15 protein-coding genes are annotated in these 18192 nt (G+C 61.0%); 6 read left to right on the top strand and 9 right to left on the bottom strand.

Annotation, left to right across the window (positions count from 1 at the left end):
- Window positions 1-210: 210 nt before the first annotated feature.
- From nrdA to yfaE, 3 genes are all read left to right on the top strand, one after another.
- Window positions 211-2499, top strand: coding sequence for a class 1a ribonucleoside-diphosphate reductase subunit alpha (nrdA, locus tag EKL15_RS18260; RefSeq protein ID WP_033648028.1), 2289 nt, complete (start codon window positions 211-213; stop codon window positions 2497-2499).
- A gap of 67 nt (window positions 2500-2566) precedes the next feature.
- Window positions 2567-3697 (top strand): class Ia ribonucleoside-diphosphate reductase subunit beta, encoded by a 1131-nt coding sequence (nrdB, locus tag EKL15_RS18255; protein ID WP_019453694.1) that lies wholly within the window; start codon window positions 2567-2569, stop codon window positions 3695-3697.
- A gap of 3 nt (window positions 3698-3700) precedes the next feature.
- Window positions 3701-3961: a class I ribonucleotide reductase maintenance protein YfaE gene (gene yfaE / locus EKL15_RS18250; RefSeq protein WP_033653779.1), complete on the top strand. Its 261-nt coding sequence runs from the start codon at window positions 3701-3703 to the stop codon at window positions 3959-3961.
- A gap of 59 nt (window positions 3962-4020) precedes the next feature.
- Here the strand turns inward: yfaE and EKL15_RS24775 are convergent, their stop codons facing one another.
- Window positions 4021-4173 carry a Hok/Gef family protein gene (locus tag EKL15_RS24775; protein WP_004935921.1) on the bottom strand — a complete coding sequence of 51 codons (153 nt, stop codon included), beginning with the start codon at window positions 4171-4173 and terminating at the stop codon, window positions 4021-4023.
- Window positions 4174-4404: 231 nt separating this feature from the next.
- A complete protein-coding gene (locus EKL15_RS18240) occupies window positions 4405-5226 on the bottom strand; it encodes a helix-turn-helix domain-containing protein (RefSeq protein WP_100396410.1) in 822 nt (273 codons plus the stop codon).
- A 116-nt stretch (window positions 5227-5342) separates the two neighbouring features.
- Between EKL15_RS18240 and EKL15_RS18235 the strand changes: the two genes are divergently transcribed.
- Window positions 5343-6551 carry an NAD(P)/FAD-dependent oxidoreductase gene (locus tag EKL15_RS18235; protein WP_232734420.1) on the top strand — a complete coding sequence of 403 codons (1209 nt, stop codon included), beginning with the start codon at window positions 5343-5345 and terminating at the stop codon, window positions 6549-6551.
- A gap of 3 nt (window positions 6552-6554) precedes the next feature.
- On the opposite strand, the gene EKL15_RS18230 is transcribed toward EKL15_RS18235, so the two are convergent.
- On the bottom strand, window positions 6555-7751 hold the full coding sequence (locus EKL15_RS18230; protein WP_100396412.1) for a nicotinamide mononucleotide deamidase-related protein YfaY: 1197 nt from the start codon (window positions 7749-7751) through the stop codon (window positions 6555-6557).
- Between the two features lie 245 nt (window positions 7752-7996).
- Between EKL15_RS18230 and tyrP the strand changes: the two genes are divergently transcribed.
- On the top strand, window positions 7997-9205 hold the full coding sequence (tyrP, locus tag EKL15_RS18225) for a tyrosine transporter TyrP (RefSeq protein ID WP_060420079.1): 1209 nt from the start codon (window positions 7997-7999) through the stop codon (window positions 9203-9205).
- Between the two features lie 34 nt (window positions 9206-9239).
- On the opposite strand, the gene EKL15_RS18220 is transcribed toward tyrP, so the two are convergent.
- The 3 genes from EKL15_RS18220 to EKL15_RS18210 all read right to left on the bottom strand — a co-directional run bounded on the left by EKL15_RS18220 (window position 9240) and on the right by EKL15_RS18210 (window position 13160).
- Window positions 9240-10235: an ABC transporter substrate-binding protein gene (locus tag EKL15_RS18220; protein ID WP_060439380.1), complete on the bottom strand. Its 996-nt coding sequence runs from the start codon at window positions 10233-10235 to the stop codon at window positions 9240-9242.
- A 7-nt stretch (window positions 10236-10242) separates the two neighbouring features.
- On the bottom strand, window positions 10243-12420 hold the full coding sequence (locus EKL15_RS18215) for a TonB-dependent siderophore receptor (RefSeq protein ID WP_100396413.1): 2178 nt from the start codon (window positions 12418-12420) through the stop codon (window positions 10243-10245).
- A gap of 200 nt (window positions 12421-12620) precedes the next feature.
- The gene (locus tag EKL15_RS18210; protein WP_049200187.1) at window positions 12621-13160 is read right to left on the bottom strand and encodes a YfaZ family outer membrane protein; all 540 of its coding nucleotides are present in this window, start codon (window positions 13158-13160) and stop codon (window positions 12621-12623) included.
- Between the two features lie 338 nt (window positions 13161-13498).
- On the opposite strand from EKL15_RS18210, the gene katA reads away from it, so the two are divergent.
- A complete protein-coding gene (katA, locus tag EKL15_RS18205) occupies window positions 13499-14935 on the top strand; it encodes a catalase KatA (protein ID WP_100396414.1) in 1437 nt (478 codons plus the stop codon).
- A gap of 43 nt (window positions 14936-14978) precedes the next feature.
- On the opposite strand, the gene menE is transcribed toward katA, so the two are convergent.
- Genes menE through menB form a run of 3 tightly spaced genes read right to left on the bottom strand, consistent with a single transcriptional unit; the run spans window position 14979 to window position 18192 of the window.
- Window positions 14979-16364, bottom strand: a complete 1386-nt coding sequence (gene menE, locus EKL15_RS18200; RefSeq protein ID WP_100396415.1) for an o-succinylbenzoate--CoA ligase — start codon at window positions 16362-16364, stop codon at window positions 14979-14981.
- Complete coding sequence (gene menC, locus EKL15_RS18195) at window positions 16352-17335, bottom strand: o-succinylbenzoate synthase (RefSeq protein ID WP_064289773.1); 984 nt, start codon at window positions 17333-17335, stop codon at window positions 16352-16354. Before menC ends, menE begins: the two co-directional genes overlap by 13 nt.
- Window positions 17335-18192, bottom strand: coding sequence for a 1,4-dihydroxy-2-naphthoyl-CoA synthase (gene menB, locus EKL15_RS18190; protein WP_033635308.1), 858 nt, complete (start codon window positions 18190-18192; stop codon window positions 17335-17337). Before menB ends, menC begins: the two co-directional genes overlap by 1 nt.

Here is an 18192-nt window from a genome sequence, read left to right as displayed (position 1 = left end):
CGCCAGTCACGGCGCGCGCTTCGCGCGGCAAGTTACATTTCACCCCCAAGTTATCCACAAATTAGGCCGGTTTTGTTCACTTGCAAACGCCGTTTTTTCTCACTATCTTGTTACCTCACCGACATACAACCCCTATATATAGTGTTTACATACTGAGCAGAGCGACTACACTTCTGCTTAGGGGCACCATACGGACAGGTAAAACACCACATGAACCAAAGTCTGCTTGTAACTAAACGCGATGGCCGTAAAGAGCGCATCAATCTCGACAAAATCCACCGGGTCATCGATTGGGCCGCAGAGGGATTACACAACGTCTCGGTTTCTCAAGTAGAGTTGCGTTCACACATTCAGTTTTATGACGGCATCAAAACCGCCGACATTCATGAAACCATCATCAAAGCCGCAGCCGATCTGATCTCCCGCGATGCGCCGGACTATCAGTACCTGGCCGCTCGCCTGGCGATCTTCCACCTGCGCAAAAAGGCTTATGGCCAGTTCGAGCCGCCGAAGCTGCACGCCCACGTCACTCGCATGGTCGAGATGGGCAAATACGATAAGCATCTGCTGGAAGACTACAGCGCTGAAGAGTTCGAGCAGATGGATTCCTTTATCGATCACTGGCGCGACATGAACTTCTCCTATGCCGCCGTCAAGCAGCTGGAAGGCAAGTATCTGGTGCAGAACCGCGTCAGCGGCGAGATCTACGAAAGCGCCCAGTTCCTGTATATGCTGGTGTCCGCTTGCCTGTTCTCCAACTACCCGCGTGAAACTCGTCTGGATTACGTCAAACGTTTCTACGACGCGATTTCCACCTTCAAGATTTCGCTGCCTACGCCGATCATGTCCGGCGTGCGCACCCCAACCCGCCAGTTCAGCTCCTGCGTACTGATCGAGTGCGGCGACAGCCTGGACTCCATCAACGCCACCTCCAGCGCCATTGTGAAATACGTTTCGCAGCGCGCCGGCATCGGCATCAACGCCGGCCGCATCCGCGCGCTGGGCAGCCCAATCCGTGGCGGTGAAGCCTTCCATACCGGCTGTATTCCGTTCTACAAACACTTCCAGACCGCCGTTAAATCCTGCTCGCAGGGCGGCGTGCGCGGTGGCGCGGCAACGCTGTTCTACCCGATGTGGCACCTGGAAGTGGAAAGCCTGCTGGTGTTGAAAAACAACCGCGGCGTTGAAGGCAACCGCGTGCGTCACATGGACTACGGCGTGCAGCTGAACCGCCTGATGTACCAGCGTCTGATCAAGGGCGAAGACATCACCCTGTTCAGCCCGTCCGACGTGCCGGGGCTGTATGACGCGTTCTTCGCCGATCAGGACGAATTCGAACGCCTGTATACCCAGTACGAGAAAGACGACAGCATTCGCCAGAAGCGCGTGAAAGCGGTTGAGCTGTTCTCGCTGATGATGCAAGAGCGCGCCTCTACCGGCCGCATCTACATCCAGAACGTCGACCACTGCAACACCCACAGCCCGTTCGATCCGCAGATCGCGCCGGTGCGTCAGTCCAACCTGTGCCTGGAAATCGCCCTGCCGACCAAGCCGCTGGAAGACGTCAACGACGAAAACGGCGAGATTGCGCTGTGCACCCTGTCCGCCTTCAACCTGGGCGCGATCGACAGCCTGGACGACCTGGAAGAATTGGCAACCCTGGCGGTGCGCTCGCTCGACGCCCTGCTGGATTATCAGGATTATCCGATCAAGGCCGCACACCGTGGCGCGATGGGCCGCCGCACCTTGGGCATCGGCGTCATCAACTTCGCCTATTACCTGGCGAAGAACGGCGTGCGCTACTCCGACGGCAGCGCCAACAACCTGACGCACAAAACGTTCGAAGCCATTCAGTACTATCTGCTGAAAGCCTCCAACCGTCTGGCTCAGGAACAAGGCGCTTGCCCGTGGTTCAAAGAGACCACTTATTCGCAGGGTATCCTGCCGATCGACACCTACAAGAAAGATTTGGATGCGGTCTGCAACGAGCCGCTGCACTACGACTGGGAAACCCTGCGTAAAGAGATCCAGGAAACCGGCCTGCGCAACTCGACCCTGTCTGCGCTGATGCCGTCGGAAACCTCTTCGCAGATTTCCAACGCCACCAACGGCATCGAGCCGCCGCGCGGCCACATCAGCATCAAGGCGTCGAAAGACGGCATCCTGCGCCAGGTGGTGCCGGAGTATGAGCGTCTGAAAGACAACTACGAGCTGCTGTGGGAAATGCCGAGCAACGACGGCTATCTGCAGCTGGTGGGGCTGATGCAGAAATTCATCGACCAGTCGATTTCGGCCAACACCAACTACGATCCGACCCGCTTCCCGGGCGGCAAGGTGCCGATGAAGCAGCTGTTGAAAGACCTGCTCACCACCTACAAGTTCGGCGTGAAAACGCTGTACTACCAAAACACCCGCGACGGTGCGGAAGACGCCCAGGAAGATTTGCAGCCTGCCAAGGCCGGCGATGACGACTGCGAAAGCGGCGCCTGCAAGATCTAAAGTTTGACCTAGCGGGCCGGAATTTTCCGGCCCCTTCATTTAGCCACGTTACGATGGATTCAGGCTTATGGCTTACACCACTTTTTCTCAGACCAAAAACGACCAGCTGCAAGAGCCGATGTTCTTCGGCCAGTCGGTAAACGTTGCGCGTTTCGACCAGCAAAAGCATGAAATCTTCGAAAAACTGATCGAAAAGCAGCTCTCCTTCTTCTGGCGCCCGGAAGAAGTTGACGTCTCCCGCGATCGCATCGATTACCAGGCGCTGCCGGAGCACGAGAAGCACATCTTCATCAGCAACCTGAAGTATCAGACGCTGCTGGACTCCATCCAGGGCCGCAGCCCGAACGTCGCGCTGCTGCCGCTGATCTCGATCCCTGAGCTGGAAACCTGGGTGGAAACCTGGTCGTTCTCCGAGACTATCCACTCCCGTTCCTACACTCACATCATCCGCAACATCGTCAACGATCCGGCGCTGGTGTTCGACGACATCGTCACCAACGAAGAGATCAAGAAGCGCGCGAAAGACATCTCCGGCTACTACGACGATCTGATCGAGATGACCAGCTACTATCACCTGCTGGGTGAAGGCACCCACCAGGTGAACGGTAAAACCGTCACCGTCAATCTGCGCGCGCTGAAGAAGCAGCTGTACCTGTGCCTGATGAGCGTGAACGCGCTGGAAGCGATCCGCTTCTACGTCAGCTTCGCCTGCTCCTTCGCGTTCGCCGAGCGCGAACTGATGGAAGGCAACGCCAAAATCATCAAGCTGATCGCCCGCGACGAAGCGCTGCACCTGACCGGCACCCAGCACATGCTGAACCTGATGCGTTCCGGCGCCGACGATCCGGAAATGGCAGAGATCGCCGAAGAATGCCAGCAGCAGTGCTACGATCTGTTCGTGCTGGCCGCCCAGCAGGAAAAAGAGTGGGCGGAATACCTGTTCCGCGACGGTTCGATGATCGGCCTGAACAAAGACATCCTGTGCCAATATGTGGAGTACATCACCAATATCCGCATGCAGGCGGTCGGCCTCGGTCTGCCGTTCGAAACCCGCTCCAACCCGATCCCGTGGATCAACGCCTGGTTAGTGTCCGACAACGTACAGGTAGCGCCGCAGGAAGTTGAAGTGAGCTCCTACCTGGTTGGCCAGATCGACTCGGAGATCAACGCCGACGACCTGAGCGACTTCGAACTGTAAGCGATGGCGACGCCAATCGTAACGCTGCGCGCCGCCGGCACGCAGCTCTCCTGCCCCAACAGTGAAAACTGCCTGCTCGACGTGCTGGAACTGCACGACGTGCAGGTGGAGTACCAATGCCGCTCCGGCTATTGCGGCGCCTGCCGCCTGAAGCTGGTGAAAGGCGAAGTGGCCTACCGCCAACAGCCGTTGGCGTTTATCAATGCCGGCGAGATCCTGCCCTGCTGCTGTATGCCGCTGACGGACATCGAGCTGGAAATGTAAAGTCGGGTGCCGGAAACCGCGCCTGGAGACCAGAAGGCGGGGTTGCCCCCGCCCTATGATTACCGCTTCACCTCACACGCCAACCTGATCAGGATAGTGATATTTTCCTGGTAGATTTTCAGCTCGCACAGCGAGTCTCTTATCATCCAGATAAATAACAAAACCGTAATACATACAACGGTTAGCGAATGAAACACATGCCTTAAGCGCATGCTTGCCTCCTTGCTGTGAAGGGGCTACCATACGGGTGTCTAGGCGGTATGTGCAGCCCCATTCTGATTGAGAGTCAGTTTGGGGCTTTCATCTATCCGCCTTGTCACACAATGCCCAAGACGAACAGTCTCAAGCACCCGCCAAAAGAGTAACAGCATTCCCTCGCCGCGAATATCCCCTATAAGATTATGATTAATCAGGGATATATAACCATCCTCAAAGTATTTCGCTTAGCGCCCCTTTCCTGCCGATGCGGAAAAATAACGCGCCGGAGAATCGCCAAAGGCTTTGCGAAACATGGCGATAAAATTACTCGGCGAGGCATACCCCAGCGTTTCCGCGATCTGCAACACCGTTTCACCTTCGGCCAGCTTCGCCAATGCATATGACAACCGAGCCTGCTGGCGCCACTGGGCAAAACTCAGCCCCGTTTCGCCGACCATCAGCCGCCGCAGAGTACGCGGCGACATCGCCCCCCATTCGGCCCAGGCTTCCAGCGAACGCTCGCTCCCCGGCTGCGCCAGCAAGGCCTGCAGAACACCGGCCAGGCGCGGATGGGACGACATCGGCAAATGCAGCGGCTCCGTTGGCGCCAGACATATCTCGTCCCGCATCACCTGCGCCATGCGATCCTGCTCCAGGGTGAGCGCGCTGCGTTTATCCCAGCCTTCTGCTCGCAGAGCCAGCGCCTGCAGCACGGGGCTAATACCGATGACGCAGGGTGCATTCGACAGATCGTTGCAGGCTTCCGGCGCCAGCAGCAAACTCCAGCCGCTCAGCGCGCCGCAGACCTGCACCCGGTGCTGCGTCGCCGGCGGGATCCACCCCGCCCGCTGCGGCGGCAGCACCCAATCGCCGTGCGCCGTGCGTATATGCAGCAAACCGCTTTCGACGCACAGCAGCTGCCCGCGCACATGCTGATGCCAGTCGTATTCGCGCGTGCCCAACCGATACTCCCGGCCTGCCGCATCGCGGCCGCCAAGGGCGATCAGCCAGGGGCCCGCCCGCCATTCGCTGCAGTCAGCGTCGGCGAAGTGAGGGTTATCGTTCATATTGGCCACTTATCACTATTTTTAGTCCAGATACCGTTATATCAACCTTTTCCTGCGCCGACATAATGAAATGCTTCCGGCCGCTCCCGTTTGTGGCCACTGACTCACGAGGGAACATGATGACAACACTCAGCATTGGCATTATCGGCGCCGGGCCCGGCGGCCTGTGTCTGGCTCAGGGACTGCATCGCTTCGGCATCCACGCCACGGTGTTTGAACGTGACACCACGCCGCAAGCGCGCGATCAGGGCTACCGGCTGCGCATCGATCCGACGGGCCAGCAGGCACTGGCCGCCTGTCTGCCGCCGGCGCATTACCGGTTGCTCTGCGCCAGCAGCGCGCAAAACAGCGGCGAGAGCAATCTATGGGATCCGCAGCTTGCCCCGCTCAACGCCCGACGCCCCGAGCACTGGCTGCCCTCCAGCCCGCGGCAGGCGCAGGAACCGAGCGGCGATCTCGGCATTCATCGGCAAACGCTGCGCGAAATCCTGCTCACCGGTCTGCAAGACCGGGTGCGCTTCGGCTATACCCTGTGTGAATTTGCACAAACGCCGCAGGGCGTGGAGCTTCAGTTCGCCAACGGCGAACACGTGCGGGTCGATGTGCTGATCGCCGCCGACGGCGTCAACTCGCTGGTGCGGCGGCGCTGCCTGCCCGAGGCGGGGCCCGAAGACAGCGGCGCGGTCACCCTCTACGGCAAAACGCCGCTCGATGCGGCGACCTGTGCCCAATTGGCCCCCGAATTGCTGCGCGGCGTGTCGGTCGTCTTCGCCGACGGCTTGTCGCTGGTGATTGAACCGATGCGCTTTCAGGCGCCCATGGCGCAGCTGGCAGCCGACTATGCGCCGGACTGCCCCCTCACGCCGGTCGACGACTATCTCTATTGGGCCTGTATCGGAACGGCTGAACGGCTCGGCGGGCCGGCGCGGGCGGAGGGAAGCGCTGCGCTGCAGGCGCGCGTAAGGCATATCTCGCAGGGATGGGCCCCCGCTCTGCAAACGGCGTTAGCGCTGGCGGATCCCCTGTCGCTCAGCGTGCGGGCGGTGCAGGTCACGCAGACGATGCCGGTGTGGCACAGCGAACGTATCGCCTTTCTCGGCGACGCCGTGCACGCCATGAGCCCGGCGGGCGGGCTCGGCGCCAATACCGCGTTGGCGGACGCCGCCAGCCTGGCGATGCATCTGGCGCAGGCCGGCAGCGCCGCGCAGGCGCTCAAAGACTATGGTGCAGATCTGCAAACGCGGGGCGCGGCGGCGATACGCCTTTCACGCCTGGCGTCCGAACGGCTGCAGCAAAACCGTGACGCCGGCGACTCAGCGTCATGACCGTCACTCGATAATTTCCACCACCTCCAGCCAGGCGTTTTTACCGCACGCCTGGCCCCCATTCAGCCAGCGGCGCAGCATATCCAGCGCCAGCATCGCCACCGACTCCTGCCGCAGCCGCAGGCCGTGGCGCGACGCCCGATAACGCACCGTCTGGCCAATCCCGCCGCGCGGCGTATGCAGCGCAATGCTCACCTGCTCGTCGCGCATGGCGCTGACCGCCAACGCCAACGGCGCACCGGTCAATTCCGCCAGCGAACGGGCGCGCGCCAGCGTCGTTTCCAGCGTTTCGATGCAGTGCGCCGGCAGCAGCTCGCCCCCCGCCAGCGGCGCCCCTTCGCTCTGCAGCTGCAGATTGATCAACCCGGCGCTGAACTGCTCGCTCAACGCCAGCTTCAGCCCTTGCTGATTCAGACGCTGCGTCAGCGTCGCCGGTAACCCGGCGGTGCCTTCAAAGATGCAGTTGTCCCCCGCCACCTCGCGCACGCGCCGCCAGGCCTGCTCCATCTCCGCACGCCGGCTTTCAGGCCCGGTCAGCTTCAGCTCGATAATCGGGCTGGATGAGCGGTAGCCCAGCACCACTTCCGGCGGCAGCGGCATGCCATCCAGCTCGGCGGCCAGATCGCTCTCGGAGGTACCGAAGGTGGTCAGGCGCAGGCACAGCGGCGGCGCCGGCAAGGTGAAGCGCTGGCGCAGGCGCGGCACGATCTGCTGTTCGACCATCACTTTGAATTCCGACGGCACGCCGGGGGTGAAGAACATCTGACATTTGTTCAGCTGCAGCGCAAACCCACAGGCGGTACCTACCGGGTTATCCAGCATTTCCGCGTTGGCCGGGATCTGCGCCTGCTTGCGGTTGGAAGGGGCCATCGACCGCCCGCGCTCGGCGAAATAGGCTTCCATGCGCGCCAGCCAGTCGGCCCGTTCGACCAGTTCGACGCCACAGGCTTTCGCGGCGGCCAGCGCGCTGAGATCGTCGCTGGTCGGCCCCAGGCCGCCGTTGACGATCAGCACATCGGCGATATGGCTTCGTTCCTGCAGGATCTCGATCAACGCAGAGAGGCTGTCCCCGACCGTTTCACGCCCGCTCATCGGCACCCCCTGCTGGAACAGGTAGTCCGCCAGCCAGGCGGCGTTGGTATCAATAATTTGCCCGTGCAGCACCTCATCGCCGGTGCTGAGCATCTCCACCCTTAACATTGATCTCTCCCACATTTTTTGGTCATTCCACTATAGAAGCCCGTAAATAACTTTTCACTAGCCGCCTGCGGATAATTTCAGCCATGGGCCCGTTCCTCATGCGCCATGCAGCCCGCCGCAATGTAAACATTACTGTACGTCATGCGTAACGCCGGTTTGACACAAATTAGGGCTTCCACTATCCTGCCATCCTCATAAATCGTTACCTATAATTTTCAAAATCTTTCGGCTGGTAGAGAAAAAACGTGAAGAATCGCACTCTTGGCAGTGTTTTTATCGTGGCGGGCACCACCATTGGCGCCGGGATGCTGGCGATGCCGCTGGCGGCAGCCGGCGTCGGCTTCGGCGTCACGCTGGCCTTACTGATCGGGCTGTGGCTGTTGATGTGTTACACCGCGCTGCTGCTGGTGGAGGTTTACCAGCATGAGCAAGCGGATACCGGTCTGGGCACGCTCGCCAAACGTTATCTCGGCGGCGGCGGCCAGTGGCTGACCAGTTTTAGCATGATGTTCCTGATGTACGCCCTCACCGCCGCCTATATCAGCGGCGCCGGCGAATTGCTCGCCACCAGCATCAGCCAATGGACGTCGCAGGACTTCCCGGTGTCACTCGGCGTGCTGCTGTTCACCTTGGTGGCCGGCGGCGTGGTGTGCATCGGCACCCACTCGGTCGACTTGTTCAACCGCATCCTGTTCAGCGCCAAAGTGGTGTTTCTGGTGGTGATGCTCGGCCTGATGTTGCCGAATATCCACCAGACCAATCTGATGACGCTGCCGCTGGAGCAAGGCCTGGCGCTGTCGGCCATTCCGGTTATTTTCACCTCCTTCGGCTTCCACGGCAGCGTGCCGAGCATCGTCAACTACATGGGCGGCAACATTCGCAAACTGCGTTGGGTGTTTATCATCGGCAGCGCGATCCCGCTGATCGCCTATATTTTCTGGCAGCTGGCGACGCTGGGCAGCATCAGCTCCGACACCTTCGTCGGCATTCTGGCGCAGCAGGCCGGGCTGAACGGCCTGTTGCAGGCGGTGCGCGATGCGGTGGCTTCGCCGCACGTTGAACTGGCGGTGCACCTGTTCGCCGATCTGGCGCTGGCGACCTCGTTCCTCGGCGTGGCGCTCGGGCTGTTCGATTTCCTGGCCGACCTGTTCAAACGGCAAGACAACGTGCGTGGCCGCCTGCAAACCGGCGCCATCACCTTCCTGCCGCCGCTGGCCTTTGCGCTGTTCTACCCGCGCGGCTTCGTGCTGGCGTTGGGATTCGCCGCCATCGCCCTGTCGGTGCTGGCGCTGCTGTTGCCTTCACTGCTGGTGTGGAAAACGCGCCAAAAACATCAGGCGCAGTATCGCGTCTGGGGCGGTACGCCGGCGCTGGCGTTGGTGTTTGTCTGCGGGGTGACGGTCATCGCGATTCAACTGGGCATCGCCAGCGGCATGCTGCCGGCGGTGGGGTAACGCATTCGGGGGCCGTTTGGGCCCCCGAATCTGTTCAAGCGGGTGGATTAAGAATAGCGTCAATCTGCGCCGCAGTGAGCGACAGACCGAAAAAGTCCCGATAAAAACTTCTCGTCTCTTCCCGCATGTCAATGTCGGCAAAACGTGCCGGGTACAGCGTTTTCGCCAACCATAAAAACTGCAGCGCCTCTTCGCTGGTCTCGCGACACCACCAGAACATCCCCTTGGGATTGACCACGACCCGATGCCGCAAAACGGCATCGATGCCCTGCCATTGCGCGGACGTGCGTATCTCTTCGGCATCGCGCCTGTTCATCGCCACGATCACCTGCGGATTGGCGGCCACGATCTGCTCCAACGCCACTTCGCCCGCCCCCTCTTTTTTCAGACCAAACCACGTTTCCGCCACGTTGGCGGCGCCGGCCAGATCCATCCAATCCTGGTTAAGCGACGGTCGCCCTGAGGTGGTCAGCGGATTGCCCATGCTGTGATAAACGCGAATGCGCTGCCCTGGCGGTAAATCCTTCAGTCGCTCGGCGACGCGCGCCACATTACGAGAAAAATAGCGCTCGTAAGCCAACGCTTTTTCCTGTGCATCCGGCCCCAGCGCGGCCCCCGTTTTTAACACTCGCGCGCGCAGAGCCGCCATCGAATTGGCTTTAAACGCCAATACGCGCACCCCAGCCCGTTCGAGTAAATCCAATTGCGGCACTTTCATGCTGTCAGGCACAAACAGCAGCCGAGTGCCAAGCGCGATGATTTGTTCCGGATTCAACGCTTGCCCACTATTCACACTCACCACCGGAACGGCGTCAATGCGCGGCAGGCTTTGGCGAAACAGCGGGATCTGTTTCGCGACATTCGAGGTGCCGACGATGTTATCGCCATAACCCAGCATCGCGATGATGGCGTTTTGCGCGGGCCACGGCGAGGCAATACGCATTTCGCTCGCAGGTGATGCAGCCCACAAATCGCCGTGCAACAACACGCCAACCAACAGTGCCCATGCAGACAACGATGCGATCCTCATAGCGCCCTCAGAAGTCAAACGTGACAGATGCGCGCACTTCACGGCCGTTGCCGAGAAAGGCGCTCGACGAACCGCCATTACCATCCGTGCCCGAGGGGAAAATAGAGGCCCAGTAATGTTCGTTAGTGACGTTATTGACCGCCAGCCGCCAGGTCGCAGGCACGGAATGAATGCGGGTGACGTAGCGGGCCCCCAGGTCCAGCGTGGTGTAACTGTCAGCCCAGGCGCTGTTGGTGTCGTTCGCCGCTCGCTTGCCGGTATAGTGCACGTTGGCGCTATAGACCCATTGCGGCATCGACGGCAGGCTGTACTCCACCAGCATATTGGCCTGCACCTTCGGCACACCGACCACGCGTTTGCCGCGCGTGCTGTCGGAAACCGTCTCTTTCAGTTGCGGATCGAGCAGCGTGACGCCGCCAAACAGGCTCAGCCCGTCACCCACGCGCCCGGCGGCCGTCAGCTCAAGGCCATTGTTCACCTGTTCGCCTTGCTCCTTGTACACCCGGTCTTCGGCGTCAACATAAGCGAACGGCCGCTTGAGGCGGAACAGCGCGGCGCCGAGGTTCATCTCCCCGACGTCGGCTTTCAGGCCAATCTCATATTGCCGACTGCGATAGGGCTTGAGCGTCTGCCCTTCGTTCTTCACGCCTTCCCCCAACGGGGCCGTACCGCCTTGCTCCAGCGAGTCGGCATAGCTGACATAGGCCATCAGCGTCGGGGTGATTTTGTACATCAACGCCGCATTCGGGCTCAAACCCTGCTGATTGTCTTCTTCGATTTTCTTGCCGTCAGCGCTGTAATTCCGTGTTTGCAACCAGCTTTCGCTTAAATAGAGCATCGCCGACCACTGCGGATTGAAGGTCAGCGTATCGCCGAACGTCACGCTCTGCTGGCTGTTCTCGCTGGATTTATAGCGTGCGCCGTTCTTGGGGATTTTTCCGTCGCCCGGCTCATGCAGCGCCGACGGATGGTACATATTGTCGATGCCCAAATCGTAGCGCCGGCTGGCCCCCTTGCCGCTGTAGATAGACCAGACGTAGCCCGTCGTGGCGAGCGCCAACTCATGCCCCACCGAACCGGTATCGACATGGCCGTTCAGCGCCAGCGCGTTGCTCAACACCCGAAATCGCCCCGAGGCGCTGGAGTCGCTCATCGACCGTTTGATATCGCCGCTGCCGTTGAGCAGAGTGCTGGATACCGAACGCATGGCGCGATCCGCCTGTTGCCACCCTATGCCGCCCGTGACTGACCAATCGTCATTGAAGTAATGAACCAGGCGCGTGCTGAGGGTGTCGGTGGTTAAATCGTTGCCCGCCGTCTCGAGCGCCAGGTGTTTATTTTGCGGATTAGGGGCGGAGGGCAACGGAACATTCGGCCCATAGCTGAAGCCGCCGGGGTAGCCCTTTTGCAGGAATTCGTAATGGCTGGCGTCCAGCTGCAGCTGCGTGCCCGGCTTGATATTCCAGTCGAACGCCACGGCCAACAGCCGACGGCGCAAGGTACTGTCGTCAACGCTGCCTTCACCCTCTTCGTTGAGGGCATTAATGCGATAGCCAAACGTATTGTCGTCGTCGAGATGGCCGCCGAGATCGACGTGGCCGCTAAAGGCGCTGCGGCTCTGATACCCGAGCGTCACCTCGCGTAACGGTTGCGGCGTCGGGCGTTTAGCCACAAAGTTGAACTGCCCGGCCGGGCTCGCAGGGCCATACAACGCGCCGGTCAGGCTGTTGAGCACATCCAGCCGTTCCAGCATTTCAACGGGAAAGGCCGTGGTGGAGACAATGTTCAACCCATCCAGGCGGCTATTCGCCACTACGCTGCCCTGCATGCCGCGGCTTTGAGGCCGCCCGACGTCCATGCCGCCGCGAGCCTGCATCTGCGTGCTCGGTGAATATTTCAGCAATTCGGCGACGCTTTTCGCCTGCTGATTTTTGATCATCGGTTGGGTCACGGTGGTAGAAGAATAAGGCGTATCGATCCACGCCCTGGTGCCCAGCGGCCCAAGTTCAATCTCCAGCGTTTTAAAACCGGCGCCGGATGCGCTTTCCGTCGCGGGGGATAACGCGCTGCCGGTGACGGTCAACACCTCGTCACGATCGGCCTGCGCCGCAGCGGTATAAGAAAAGAGTGAGGCAAACAGCGGCATCAGCGCCGCCAGTGGATTTCGGTAAGTCATGACGTCCATATCGTTATATAAGTATTTATATTACGAATTTTACGGCATGTGCCCCCATATGGCGATGCCGATCGTCGAGTCTTTAAATTATTTAATCTTTTGCCATTCAGAGTCCGGATGGATTTCCCGTTGATGGCACAAATAAAAATCCCCCGGCCAATGACCGAGGGATTCGGAAAACGCGATGGGCCACAGCCCGTCAGCCGGCCTTAGAAGCTCAGGCCGACACCGACATAAGGGCCATCGGCCAGCGTATTGTCACGACGTCCGTCTTTGCCTTCCATTTGCATGTAACGGTAGCCCACGTCCACGCTCAGCGGACGGAACTTCCAGCGCAGGCCGCCGCTGGCTTCGTTATAGGCTTTCACGCCGCTGGTGAAGGATTCAGGCGCAAAGTACCCTTCGCCGTGCAGGCTGAAGTAACGGTTAATCTCCCACTCCAGGCCGCCGCCCAGCGCCACCGCCCCGCCGCTCTTCCCGTCTTTCGGGCTGAGGTACAGCGCTTTGGCACCCACGGTCGCCGTCAACGGCCCCAGCGGCACGCCGAAGTTCAGCCCCAGGCTGCCGACGTTGCCGTCGTGGTCGCTGCGCGCCCAGTTGCCGGTCAGGCCCAGGCCTGAAGAGCCGGTGCTCATGCCGACGCCCAGGTTGGTGTAGTGCTGCCCGGCTTCGCCCGACACGCTGATGGCGTTCGCCGCGCCGGTCACAAACAGCAATCCTGCCGCGCACGCGACCCAAGTCTTTTTCATCATCTTTCCCTCTGGTTTGTCATCCGTACCGAATGATCGAATCAACGCATAATAATAACGTCACGAGTCTATACCAAAGCGCAATGAGTATTTAAGGGATAAAAGCGAAAAAATTCTTCAATAATCAAATAAATGTAAATATTTGCAAACAAGATTCTATATTCGTCAAGGCGATGCCAACGATAACCGAGACCTATTTGCCGCCGCGCGCCAATAGGGCTACAACTAGTAGTGGCTTTGACCAAGGTCAGGGGAAGAAGCCCCGCCAAAGGACTATGCTGATGAACGCTTAAACCGCCCGAGTCTTTACTTAACTGCACTACGATAAGGAGCAAGTGATGAGCAAGAAAGGACTGACCACCGCAGCCGGCGCCCCGGTTGTCGATAACAATAACGTGATCACCGCAGGCAAACGCGGCCCGATGCTGTTGCAGGACGTGTGGTTCCTGGAAAAACTGGCCCACTTCGACCGTGAGGTTATCCCCGAGCGCCGCATGCACGCCAAAGGATCCGGTGCCTACGGCACCTTTACCGTTACCCACGACATCACCCGCTATACGCGCGCCAAGATCTTCTCCGAGGTCGGCAAACAGACCGACATGTTTATCCGCTTCTCCACCGTCGCCGGTGAGCGCGGCGCCGCCGACGCCGAGCGCGACATTCGCGGCTTCGCCATGAAGTTCTATACCGAAGAAGGCAACTGGGATTTGGTGGGCAACGATACGCCGGTGTTCTATCTGCGCGATCCGCTGAAGTTCCCCGATCTCAACCACGTGGTGAAACGCGATCCGCATACCAACCTGCGCAACCCCGTCTACAAGTGGGACTTCTTCTCCCACCTGCCGGAATCGCTGCACCAGCTGACCATTGACTTCAGCGATCGCGGCATTCCGAAATCCTACCGTCACATGCACGGTTTCGGCAGCCACACCTTCAGCTTTATCAATGCCGCCAACGAACGTTTCTGGGTGAAATTCCACTTCCGCTGCGAGCAAGGCATTGAAAACCTGATGGATGAAGAAGCAGAAGCGATCATCGCCAAGGATCGCGAAAGCTCACAGCGCGATCTGTTCGACGCGATCAAACGCGGCGACTTCCCGCGCTGGAAGCTGCAAATTCAGATCATGCCGGAACACGAAGCCTCGCAGACGCCATATAACCCGTTCGATCTGACCAAGGTGTGGCCGCACGGCGACTATCCGCTGATCGATGTCGGCTATTTCGAGCTGAACCGCAACCCCGACAACTACTTCTCAGAGGTTGAACAGGTGGCGATGAACCCCGCCAACGTGGTGCCGGGCATCAGTTTCTCACCGGATAAAATGCTGCAGGGCCGTCTGTTCTCCTATGGCGATGCGCACCGTTATCGCCTGGGCGTCAACCACCACCAGATCCCGGTGAACGGCGCCAAATGCCCGTTCCACAACTACCATCGCGACGGCGCGATGCGCGTAGACGGCAACAGCGGCAACGGCGCCACCTACGAACCGAACAGCTTCGGCCTGTTCCAGGAGCAGCCGGACTTCAGCGAGCCGCCGCTGAGCATTGAGGGCGCGGCCGACCACTGGAATCATCGTGAAGACGACGATTACTACAGCCAGCCGCGCGCGCTGTTCAACCTGCTGAGCGCCGAAGAGCACCAGCGCATGTTCACCCGCATCGCCGGCGAACTGTCGCAGGTGCCGGAACACATCCAGCGCCGTCAGGTCGAGCTATTCACCCAGGTGCACCCGGACTACGGCGCCGGCGTCGCCAAGGCGCTGGGGCTGAAATAACCCCCTGCTGCCATCCGCTCAGCCGCCCTGTCGGGCGGCTTTTTTATACCTGAGAGAGACACTGCGCCACCCACTGCTGCAACTGGCGGCGCGAAATCTTGATGCCGCCGTTTTTCAGTTCCTCAGGCAGCGGGAGCAACGCCGCCGGGCGTTGGAAATTGGCCAGCTTATCCTGCGACCAGGCGAGCAACGCCGCCAGCGACAGCGACGGTTCGCCGTCGATCACCGCCACCGGCCGCTGGCCGAACTCGGCGTCCGCCACCGGCACCACAAACACCTGCGTGATCTGCGGATGCGCCGCCAGCACGCGTTCGATATCCTCCGGCTGCACCCCTTCACCGCCGCTGAAAAACAGGTTGTCCAACCGGCCGAGAATACGCAGTTCCCCCTCGGCCATCGCGCCGCGATCGCGGGTCGCAAACCAGCCCTGTTCATCGGCCAGCGGCTGCAGATGCCCATGACGCCAGTAGCCGAGCGCCAGGCTGTCGGCGCGGATCCAGACTTCTTCGTCCACCAGTTTGATCTCGCGGCCGCCGAGCGGCAGGCCAACGCCCGGCCGCGCATCGGCGCGCTTGGCGCACACCGTGGAAGCCAGTTCGGTCAAGCCGTAGCCGCACCAGCAGCGGATCCCCGCCGCCTCCGCCCGTTCGGTCAGCGCCACCGGGATCATTGCGCCGCCGAGCAGCACCTCTTTCAGCGTCGTGTCCGTCAGCGGTTGCGCCAGCAGCCGCCAGAGCTGTGTCGGCACCAGCGAGGCGTGCGTGCAGCCAGCCAATGCCTCGGCCAGCGGATGCATTTCGCGCACTGCCAGCCGCGCACCCGCCGCCAGCCAGCGCCAGACGATGCCCTGGCCGGAGACGTGAAACAGCGGCAGTGACAGCAGCCAGCAATCCTCGCGCTGAAAATCCATCAACCGCAACACCCCGTCGGCGCTGGCCAGATGGTTGGCGTAGCTGTGTGCGGCCGCTTTCGGCATGCCGCTGGAGCCCGAGGTCAGCGTCAGCGTCGCCAGACGCCGCACATCCCACCTCGGCAGGTTCGGCCAGCGCGGCTCGGTCGAGGGCGGCGTCAATCGAATCACCTCTTCCGGCAGCGCCGGCAACGGATCCGGGCCGAAGGCAAAGGTGATGTCTAATTCGGGTAACAGCTGCGTCAGCAGCGGCGTCGGCAAGGCGGGATTGAGCGGCAACAGACGCGCGCCGCATTGCAGCAGCGCCAGATAGACCAACAGCAGCGGATAGCTGTTTTTACCGCACAGCGCCACGCCGCAGCCCGGCTCCACGCCCTGGTGCTGAAAATCCGCCGCCAGCTCATCCACCTGGCCTTGCAACGCCAGCCAACTCAGCGGCTGTTCGCCGAGCAACAGGGCCGTCGCCTGCGGCTGAAGGCGCGCCCAGTGTCGCCACGGCCAATCGCTTAACGGCGCCATAGGCACTCCAGCGCCGAAATATCCAGCAGCGGCAATGCGCTGCCCGGCCAAGGCCGCAGCACCTGCGCCTGCATCAGCCCCAGCGTATCCAGCCCCGGCACGGTGTCCGGCGTCAGCCAGCGGGCGATGCGCGCCAGTTGGGTTAACCCCAGGCTGGACTCGATGCTGGAACTGATCACCGCCGTCAGCCCCGCCGCATGCGCCTGCGCCACCAGCGCCTGGCAGCGCGCCAGGCTGCCGACCAGCGTCGGCTTGATCACGATGGCTGCCACGCCCGGCTCGGCCTGCACCACAAAGTCCGCCTCACGCACGCTCTCATCCCAGGCGATGGCAATGCCGGTCGCCCGGGCGAAATCGCGCGATTCATCACGAGTTTTGCAGGGCTCTTCCAAAAAGGCGATGCGATCGCGCCACGCCGGGTTGACGTATTTGGCGAAACCGTCGGCTTTGGCGCGGGTCCAGCTGCGGTTGGCATCCAGCCGCAGCCGCAGATCCGGCAGCGCCTCCAGCAGCACGTTGACGATCATGCCGTCGCGCACCGCCTCATACAGCCCCACCTTCACTTTCGCGACTTTCTCGCCCGGCAAGGCGCTCAATATCTCGAACAGCTCGTCCGGATCGCCGGTGCACAGCGGCGCCTTGCGAAAATCCGCCTGCGTCGGCAAACGCTGCTCCAGCTCGGCCTGCGCGCAGCTGAGCCCAAAGGCCACCGAGGGCAGCGTGCTGTCATCCGGTTCGTTGCCCGCCAACCAGGCCTGCAGCCAGTCCAACGCGGCCTGTTCGGCCTGCGCCAACGTTTCCTGGCTGAATTCCGGCAGCGGCGCGATCTCGCCCCAGCCTTCACGCTCGCCCTGACGCAGCTGCACCACCCATCCGTCACGCGTTTTCAACCGCTGATTGCGCAGCACCACGCCCGCCTCCATCGGCAGGCTGTAACGGTAAAGCGCCGCACTGCGGTTTACCCCGCTCATTACGGGTTACGCTTGAATTTGCTGAAGTCCGGCTGACGCTTCTCGTTGAACGCGTTGCGCCCTTCTTGCCCTTCGTCGGTCATGTAGAACAGCATGGTGGCGTTGCCCGCCAGCTCCTGCAAACCGGCCTGGCCGTCGCAGTCGGCGTTCAGCGCCGCCTTCAGGCAGCGCAGCGCCATCGGGCTGTTCTGCAGCATTTCTCGGCACCAGCGCACCGTCTCTTTTTCCAGATCGGCCAGCGGCACCACGGTATTGACCAAGCCCATGTCCAACGCGGCAGCGGCATCGTACTGGCGGCACAGGAACCAGATTTCGCGCGCCTTCTTCTGGCCGACGATGCGCGCCATGTAAGACGCACCCCAGCCGCCGTCGAACGAGCCCACTTTCGGGCCGGTCTGGCCGAAGATGGCGTTATCCGCCGCGATGGTCAGATCGCACATCATGTGCAGCACGTGTCCGCCGCCGATCGAATAACCGGCCACCATCGCCACCACCGGTTTTGGGCAGGTGCGGATCTGGCGCTGGAAGTCCAGCACGTTGAGGTGATGCACGCCGCTGTCGTCGCGATAGCCACCGTAGTCGCCGCGCACTTTCTGATCGCCGCCGGAGCAGAAGGCCTTATCGCCGGCTCCGGTCAGAATAATGACGCCGATGCCGTCGTCGTAACGGGCGTTGGCCAGCGCGTCGATCATCTCTTTAACCGTTTGCGGGCGAAACGCATTGCGCACCTGCGGCCGGTTAATGGTGATTTTGGCGATGCCGTCGGCGGACTTGTGATACAGAATGTCTTCGAAATCGCCGGTGCAATCCTGCCAGGCGATGGCGGCATACAGCTGTTCTTCATTCGGATAAAGCAT

Source organism: Serratia sp. 4542 (assembly GCF_016805595.1).
Taxonomy (GTDB): domain Bacteria; phylum Pseudomonadota; class Gammaproteobacteria; order Enterobacterales; family Enterobacteriaceae; genus Serratia; species Serratia nevei.
This window is presented reverse-complemented; position numbering and strand designations above follow the sequence as displayed.

Excerpts from the sequence above, each read along its gene's own strand:
- nrdA (WP_033648028.1), top strand. The coding sequence starts at position 211 with ATGAACCAAAGTCTGCTTGTAACTAAACGCGATGGCCGTAAAGAGCGC.
- nrdB (WP_019453694.1), top strand. The coding sequence starts at position 2,567 with ATGGCTTACACCACTTTTTCTCAGACCAAAAACGACCAGCTGCAAGAG.
- yfaE (WP_033653779.1), top strand. The coding sequence starts at position 3,701 with ATGGCGACGCCAATCGTAACGCTGCGCGCCGCCGGCACGCAGCTCTCC.
- EKL15_RS24775 (WP_004935921.1), bottom strand. The coding sequence starts at position 4,173 with ATGCGCTTAAGGCATGTGTTTCATTCGCTAACCGTTGTATGTATTACG.
- EKL15_RS18240 (WP_100396410.1), bottom strand. The coding sequence starts at position 5,226 with ATGAACGATAACCCTCACTTCGCCGACGCTGACTGCAGCGAATGGCGG.
- EKL15_RS18235 (WP_232734420.1), top strand. The coding sequence starts at position 5,343 with ATGATGACAACACTCAGCATTGGCATTATCGGCGCCGGGCCCGGCGGC.
- EKL15_RS18230 (WP_100396412.1), bottom strand. The coding sequence starts at position 7,751 with ATGTTAAGGGTGGAGATGCTCAGCACCGGCGATGAGGTGCTGCACGGG.
- EKL15_RS18220 (WP_060439380.1), bottom strand. The coding sequence starts at position 10,235 with ATGAGGATCGCATCGTTGTCTGCATGGGCACTGTTGGTTGGCGTGTTG.
- EKL15_RS18215 (WP_100396413.1), bottom strand. The coding sequence starts at position 12,420 with ATGGACGTCATGACTTACCGAAATCCACTGGCGGCGCTGATGCCGCTG.
- EKL15_RS18210 (WP_049200187.1), bottom strand. The coding sequence starts at position 13,160 with ATGAAAAAGACTTGGGTCGCGTGCGCGGCAGGATTGCTGTTTGTGACC.
- katA (WP_100396414.1), top strand. The coding sequence starts at position 13,499 with ATGAGCAAGAAAGGACTGACCACCGCAGCCGGCGCCCCGGTTGTCGAT.
- menE (WP_100396415.1), bottom strand. The coding sequence starts at position 16,364 with ATGGCGCCGTTAAGCGATTGGCCGTGGCGACACTGGGCGCGCCTTCAG.
- menC (WP_064289773.1), bottom strand. The coding sequence starts at position 17,335 with ATGAGCGGGGTAAACCGCAGTGCGGCGCTTTACCGTTACAGCCTGCCG.
- menB (WP_033635308.1), bottom strand. The coding sequence starts at position 18,192 with ATGCTTTATCCGAATGAAGAACAGCTGTATGCCGCCATCGCCTGGCAG.